Below are 6,921 nucleotides of genomic sequence, written 5' to 3' on the forward strand. Positions count from 1 at the left end.
CGTTCTACCTTTTTAGCCTTGGTTTTTGAGTAGTTGACGGGCCAATGTGGTACGCAAGACCTCGGTCGGACCTTCCGTAATGCGGTAACTACGCAAATCACGCCAGAATCGTTCTACAGGCGCGTCTTCGGTTAAGCCTGTGCCCCCATGCAACTGCAAGCAAGCATCTACCGCTTTAAAACCGGCCTCTACACCAAAGGTTTTGATCATGAAAGTTTCCAGTTTGGCATCCACCCCGGCATCCACCTTGTGGGCCGCGTCGTACACCATCAAACGTGTCGCATATAAATCGGTAAAGGCATCAGCCAACATCCACTGCACACCTTGACGCTCTGCCAGGGTCGCACCGAAAGTTTTACGTTGGTTCGCATACGATGCCGTTAACGCCAGGCAACGCTCAACGGCACCACACACGTGCGCCCCCTGACGTACCCGGCCATGATTGATATAACCCTGGGCCAGAGCAAACCCTTTGCCTTCTTCACCCACTAAGTTTTCGGCAGGCACCTCTACATCTTCAAAGGCAATTTCCCACGGACGGTCACCCATGACCGTACGCTCGGCACTGGCCAACTTCACACCAGGAGAGTTCATATCCACAATAAAACAAGACACCCCATTACGTGCTTTAGTGTTGGGGTCAGTCACCGCCATCACCAGGGCAAAATCGGCCTCTCCGGCACGGGTAATAAAGCGCTTGACTCCGTTGATACGATAACCGGTGTCTGTTTTCATCGCTCTCGTGCGCATACCGGAAGGATCAGAGCCTGCATCCGGCTCGGTTTGCGCAAAGCAAAACTTTTTCTTGCCCTCAACCACAGGATATAAATACTGTTCACGTTGAGATTCTTTTAGCCCCAGCAGAATCGGGCCCACTGTTGGTCCAAACAAACCATGGTGACGCACCCAGGACGCTACCGTGCTACGACCCACTTCTTCCCAGAAAACCGCCAAGGGCAACAACGGCAGCCCTAAGCCGCCCAATTCCTCAGGAACATCCAATAACCACAAACCAGCTTCACGCGCACGTGCCCGCACGGCTTCTGCTTGGCTTTCTTCTAATAAACCGTCAGTACCCAAACTATGCTCCAAAGGAATCAGTTCCTTGTCCACAAAGCGTCGGATCGACTCACGAAACATCAGGATTTCTTCAGGGAGAGAGTCGTAAGGTGTTAATTTAAGCATAGTGCCTTAACCGCAATAGAGTCGCCACCTACACTTGGCACAGCGTGCTAAGTGTAGGGCGTTAAATTTAAGAAGAGAAAGTTAAGTTGAGTGGACGGCTTAAGCGGGAGCCGCTTCAGACTTTGCTTTGGTGGCCGCACCCGGCTGACGTGGCAAAGTGAGCCACTCCTCCAAAGATTTCCACTCTTTGGTGGGCTTACCCTCCTTAAGCAGGTCAAGTTCACGCCAGAAAATAGAACGCAACTTCACAATACCCAAGTCAGAACGACCCAGGATTTCATCTTCACGCTTTGTAATGCGCTCTTGACCACGAATGGACAAGTAATCTTGAGCAGCAGTTAAGCCCACAAAGATGTCCTCGGGATTTTTCCAAACACGGGATTTAAAAAGCTCATCATGATGCTCCGCAGGATCATACTTGCCGTATTTGGCAAAATACGTGCGGAAACGCTGTTTGGAAACCTCACTCGCCTCAGGTGGCAAACTGTAGATCATGAAACGGGTAGTGTTCAGGTCATCATTAGGCAACATCCACACGAACACATCCATCCATGGATCTTCCGGGGTTAAACCAGGCACAGTAATATGGTTATTATTAGGGAAGGTCCAGTCACTTTGACGTACGTTATTCTCGCCACGTACCGCTGTTTGGCGGATACCTGAGGAGGTTTCTTCGTAGCTGAGTTCGGGAATACTACTGGTCACGGCTTGACCAAATGGACCGACCGTTAACGCCATGTGAACGAAACTGACATGCACAGCATCCATCGAATTTTCTACTTGTTGGAACCAGTTGTTATCCCAACGCTCCATCCCGTTCGCGATCACGGCACCTTCACGCTCAGTCTGCAATTTGCGGGGCAGGTCAAATACAGGAGGCTCACCTTCGCCCAGATAAGCAAAAACCAAACCCTGATATTCACGCACCGGGTATCCAGGGATCTTGGTACGTGGCATGCCAGTATCATTTTCTGCCGGGCGATTCACACAGGCGCCCGTGCTATCAAACTGCCAGCCATGATAAATACAGCGAATATCATCACCTACGATCCAGCCGGTATGCAACAAGGTACGGCGATGCGCGCAGCGGCCGCCTACCAAATGCACTTTGCCACTGGCACCACGGTATAAGGTTAGCTCCTCACCCAACGCTTTAACGGGGATCGCAGCGTTCAATTCTACGTTTTCAGATAGCTCTACAGGTAACCAAAACTTGCGTAGCAGTTTACCCATTTCAGCATCTGGTCCGCATTTAACCAAGCGATCGAATTTATCTTTACGCTCTTGGCGACGTTCATCCTTTTGACTCATCTTTGTCTCCTAGAAAAATAATACCAGCACCGTTAAACGGGCTCACCGAGTGAATCAGTTAGGGGACCCTGCGGGTCTCCATATTTAGTTAGTTGTGTGTTGCGGACATAATCACGTATATCCAGCGGAAAGTGATTGCCTGGAGTCCATGTAGGATACTTATGGCGTAAACCACCATCTACAGCAATATCTGCACCGCTCATGCACGACGACTCGTCAGAGGCAAGAAACACAGTTGCCCAAGCCAGGTCGGCCGCTTTAGGGAAGCGTCGTAATGGCATTTGATCTAAATATTCCTGGCGTGAGTAAAAACCGATTCGATCAGGTTTTTGCCAGTTAGGATCGAACACTTCATCACGCATGGTGGACCACAACTGGTGCTCCATGGAACAGGGCGTTACGGTATTAACGCGAATACCCAAATGAGCCAAATCCAGGGCAGAAGAACGGGCAAAGCTCAATAAAGCGGCCTTGGCAGCACAGTATGCCGTGCCATCCGTTTCACCAAAATGCGCAGCAGTAGATAAAATGTGAATTATACTGCCGCCATTACCATTTTTAATCATGGCACGTGCACAATGTTGCGTGGTAATCAACCCCGCAGTCGCAAAACTTGCTACGGAGTCATTCCAGTCATCAAGCTTCATATCTAACACATGGCTCCAATGCACACGTCCTGCCATATTGACAGCGGCATCTAAACGACCGTATTTTTCTATGGTGGCGGCAACGGCTTTGCCTACTTCATCGTAGTCACGGGCATTGCCCACCACACCAAAACACTCCAAACCACGCTCTTGTAGATAAGTGATGGTTTCATTGGTCGCTGCCTCGCTAATATCCATTACACAAACACGTGCACCTTCGCGAGCAAGAAAATGCGCAATTGTTCCGCCTATATTCGGACCTGCGCCGAAAACAATAGCGACTTTATCTTTTAATCTGTCCATGTCTCTCTAAACCTATTGAAAATAGTCAATTCATTCTCTACGCTGCCCACTAAAGCAGCAAGACTAGTTTCTCAAAGGCTGTTATTCATTATTTGAATTACACCGTAGGCTATGCTCTCGCTTACGTTTCAACGTCAATAATAAGAAAAAAGACAGGAGGCCAATCCTGTCAAAACACGGAGAAAAAAGCATGTTTGCTACGCCGCTGAGCGTGTAGCCACAACACAATAGACAGAATTCAGGATGAATTCAGAGGGGAAATGTAAAAACGTGGTTTTAACTCTCAAGAGCCTCAGCAGGCAACTTTTTTTTTGCCTGATCTACAATATGAATTAAACAGGCCGCTAACATAGCTTGAAAGTCATCTAGAGACTCGCCTGAGGCACCGGCAATCGCATTGCCATCTTGCATCGCCAAAGCAAACATACTCAATTTTTTAGGAAGTTCCGGCTGAGTTTGCAATAAGTCCTGAGTCAGTGTGCTAGCCCACCACTGTGCTAATTCTTCTCGCTGTTTTTCACGTATTTCCAAGAAGCGCTTGCGGGCTGTTTGCTCGGGCACAAACTTTTCCACGCTTAAAATAACCCCTAAGCGCCAGAAGTCAGCCGCAAAAAACTTGGGGTTATCGGTGGCTCCAAAAATGCGCATGACATGCTCATCAAACTTTTCGCCTGCTTTGGGACGGTTGCGCTTGGCGGTCTCACTATGCCATCTAAAAAAGCTCTCTTCAATCATGGCAGCGAGCAATAGGTCTTTACTCTCAAAGTGCCAATACACGCTACCTATGGGTAGGCCAGAGGTTTTAGCCACCTTACCCATGGTCGTACCACTATAACCAAACTGAGAGATAATATCGAAAGCCGTTTCAAGAATTCGCATTCGTACTGCTGCGCTGGACTTATGCTCGCCCGGTCTAGGCTGCCGACCATGTATATTTGAAACCATAGTTTCTCCTTAATATAAGCGCGATGCTTAGCTCACTATAATACTACATAAGTAAAGAAACCGTGCCTAGCCTCCCGTCAAAACCAGCTCCAAGATAACTAGGCACGTTTAATTGCCTAACGTAAGCGTTCGGCCATCTCATCTTGACAGCGGTTTTCTTTAACCTGTTTTTTTACATCGCTGTCTGTGGTTGCCAATTATGCGGCAACAGTTCAGCAATACGGCTGGCGGGCTGAGTGGGCAAGCGTGTGAGTACATCCTTCAAATAGGCATACGGATCATGCCCATTGAGCTTGGCGGATTGAATCAGCGACATGATGACTGCGGCCCTCTTGCCCGCTCGTAAAGAGCCTGCAAACAGCCAGTTCGAGCGGCCAATGGCCACCGGCCGGATCTGCTGTTCGATATGATTGTTATCCACTGGCAATTGCCCATCATCCAGATAGCGCGTCAATGCCACCCAGCGTTTCAGGCTGTAGTCCAGTGCTTTGGCAGTGCCTGATCCATCTGGCACCCGCTGTCTGTGGATTTGCATCCAGTCATGTAGCGCATCGGCCAGCGGCCTGGCCCGTTCCTGCCGGATACGCAACCGGTCTGCCGGGGCCAGGTCCTTGACCTGTTCTTCTATCCGGTAGAGTTGTGCAATATGATGCAGTGCCTGCTCGGCCAGCTGGCTGCCGCCATTGGCATGAAGTTCAAAGAATTTACGACGGGCATGCGCCATGCAGCCAATCTCGGTCATGCCCTGGGTAAAGCAGGCCTTGTAACCCGAATAATCATCGCAGACCAAGCTGCCTTGCCAGTCCCCTAAGAACTCACGGGCATATTGTCCGGCACGGCCTTCGTTGAAGTCATACACGACGGCACGTAAATTCTCGAAGGCGCCCGGCGCATAAGCCCACAGATAGGCACGGTGCGTTTTTTTGCTGCCCGGCTTGAGCATCTGCACCGGTGTTTCATCGGCATGAATGACCCGATGCCCAAGCATCACCTGGCGCAAGGCATCAACCAGTGGTTGCAAATGAACCCCGCAGGCGCCCACCCAGTCAGCCAGGGTGGAACGGGACAGTTTCAGGCCCGCCCGCTCAAAGATTTTTTCCTGCCGGTACAGGGGCAAGTGATCGGCATACTTGGCGACCAGCACCTGGGCCAACAGGCCGGGCGTCGCCAGCCCCTTGTCGATCACGTGAGCGGGCACCGTGGCCTGCGTCAGGGTGACGCACTTATGACAGACCCATTTGCCACGGACATGCTGTTCCACGCTAAAGACACCCGGTACATAGTCCAGTTTCTCGGCCACGTCTTCGCCAATGCGCTGTAACTGGCAGCCACACTGGCAGACCGTGCTATCCGGTTCATGGATAATGGTGACTCTTGGGAGGTGTTCCGGCAAACGGGTCCGTACCGGTTTGTTAGCAGACTTGGGCTCATGCAAGGGAACACCATGCAACAGTTCCAGCTCTGCCTCTATGGCCGACAGATCGGTCTGAACGGTTTCTTCCAATAAACTGCCTTGCACGCCAGAGAGCTGTTCTCCGCTTTTGCCGAAGCGAACCCGTCGCAGCATGGCAATCTCATGGCTTAGCTTGGTTATCTTGGCATCTTTGTAAAGGTTGTCTTGACGATAGTCTGCCAGCAGTTGTTCCTGGCGCAGTTTGATCGTCTGCATCTGGGCCAGGATTTGGTCTCTTGCGCTGAGCTCCTGCAACAGGTCTGCCACCATCGCGTGTAGCGCTGGTGCATCCATGTTCGGGTCAGGTAGGCAAACGGGTGAAGCAGACATGGGGCGTATTATCCCATGATCCTTGAGGGACGGCTATGGGAAGATACGCCAATTGTGCCTTACAGAATATCGATGATGCCGTTGGCACCCAGGCGTTGCCAGGGCAGGCCCAGCACCAGTGCCTGCAGTTGTTCCGGGGTCAGGCAGGCCTGTGTTTGTTCACCCTGGGGCCAGACGAAGTGTCCCTGGTTCAGCCGCCGGGCAGCCAGCCAGATGCCAATGCCGTCATGCACCAGCACCTTCATCCGGTTGGCCCGGCGGTTGGCAAACAGGTAGGCATGATGGGGATGGGCGGCACCAAAGACCTGAACGACACGAGCCAGGGCTTTATCGGGGCCGGCACGCATGTCCAGGGGTTGTACCGCCAGCCAGATTTGGTCAATGCGGATCATTTCAACAACTCACGGATAAACGTGGCGCACCCCATGGCATCATGCGCTGGCCACTGCAGATTCAGGTTGAACTGTTTACCCTGGAATTCCAGATGAATGCTTGATGCCGTCTCGGCGCTACGGGCAGGAGGTGACGGCATAGGGACAGCAATGAAAGACGATTCTGGAACGGCTACCGGATTGGGGCTGGCCGAGTTGACATTGGCTTCTTTGATCCAGCGATGAAGCATGTTGTCGTTAATGTTGTGGGCGCGGGCAATGGCCGCTACCGATACGGCGGAGTTTTTGCACAAGGCAACCAGATGGGATTTAAAGGCCGGGCTGTGCGTCCGCCGACGGGGTAACGGGGTTGGTT

At 51.6% G+C, this 6,921-nt stretch carries 7 protein-coding genes; all 7 read right to left on the bottom strand.

Going from position 1 to position 6,921, the window contains the following annotated elements; all coding sequences use genetic code 11:
- Nucleotides 1-12: 12 nt before the first annotated feature.
- Nucleotides 13-1,185: an acyl-CoA dehydrogenase family protein gene (locus tag KU392_RS13210; protein WP_217735528.1), complete on the bottom strand. Its 1,173-nt coding sequence runs from the start codon at nt 1,183-1,185 to the stop codon at nt 13-15.
- Between the two features lie 99 nt (nt 1,186-1,284).
- On the bottom strand, nt 1,285-2,496 hold the full coding sequence (locus KU392_RS13215) for a Rieske 2Fe-2S domain-containing protein (RefSeq protein ID WP_217735529.1): 1,212 nt from the start codon (nt 2,494-2,496) through the stop codon (nt 1,285-1,287).
- 32 nt (nt 2,497-2,528) lie between these two features.
- Nucleotides 2,529-3,446: an SDR family NAD(P)-dependent oxidoreductase gene (locus tag KU392_RS13220; protein WP_217735530.1), complete on the bottom strand. Its 918-nt coding sequence runs from the start codon at nt 3,444-3,446 to the stop codon at nt 2,529-2,531.
- A gap of 276 nt (nt 3,447-3,722) precedes the next feature.
- A complete protein-coding gene (locus KU392_RS13225; protein ID WP_246587481.1) occupies nt 3,723-4,325 on the bottom strand; it encodes a TetR/AcrR family transcriptional regulator in 603 nt (200 codons plus the stop codon).
- 238 nt (nt 4,326-4,563) lie between these two features.
- Entirely contained in the window at nt 4,564-6,138 is a 1,575-nt protein-coding gene (gene tnpC, locus KU392_RS13230; protein WP_217735536.1) for an IS66 family transposase, read from the bottom strand.
- A gap of 95 nt (nt 6,139-6,233) precedes the next feature.
- The gene (gene tnpB / locus KU392_RS13235; RefSeq protein ID WP_217735532.1) at nt 6,234-6,566 is read right to left on the bottom strand and encodes an IS66 family insertion sequence element accessory protein TnpB; all 333 of its coding nucleotides are present in this window, start codon (nt 6,564-6,566) and stop codon (nt 6,234-6,236) included.
- On the bottom strand, nt 6,563-6,921 hold a 359-nt coding region (locus KU392_RS13240), incomplete at its 5' end, for a transposase (protein WP_217735533.1). The genes KU392_RS13240 and tnpB, both read right to left, overlap by 4 nt.

Origin of the sequence: Advenella alkanexedens, assembly GCF_019132845.1 — a bacterium.
Taxonomy (GTDB): domain Bacteria; phylum Pseudomonadota; class Gammaproteobacteria; order Burkholderiales; family Burkholderiaceae_B; genus Advenella; species Advenella alkanexedens.

What these genes read in the sequence shown, in the direction of transcription:
- KU392_RS13210 (WP_217735528.1), bottom strand. Translation starts at nt 1,185, where the DNA reads ATGCTTAAATTAACACCTTACGACTCTCTCCCTGAAGAAATCCTGATG.
- KU392_RS13215 (WP_217735529.1), bottom strand. Translation starts at nt 2,496, where the DNA reads ATGAGTCAAAAGGATGAACGTCGCCAAGAGCGTAAAGATAAATTCGAT.
- KU392_RS13220 (WP_217735530.1), bottom strand. Translation starts at nt 3,446, where the DNA reads ATGGACAGATTAAAAGATAAAGTCGCTATTGTTTTCGGCGCAGGTCCG.
- KU392_RS13225 (WP_246587481.1), bottom strand. Translation starts at nt 4,325, where the DNA reads ATGCGAATTCTTGAAACGGCTTTCGATATTATCTCTCAGTTTGGTTAT.
- tnpC (WP_217735536.1), bottom strand. Translation starts at nt 6,138, where the DNA reads ATGGATGCACCAGCGCTACACGCGATGGTGGCAGACCTGTTGCAGGAG.
- tnpB (WP_217735532.1), bottom strand. Translation starts at nt 6,566, where the DNA reads ATGATCCGCATTGACCAAATCTGGCTGGCGGTACAACCCCTGGACATG.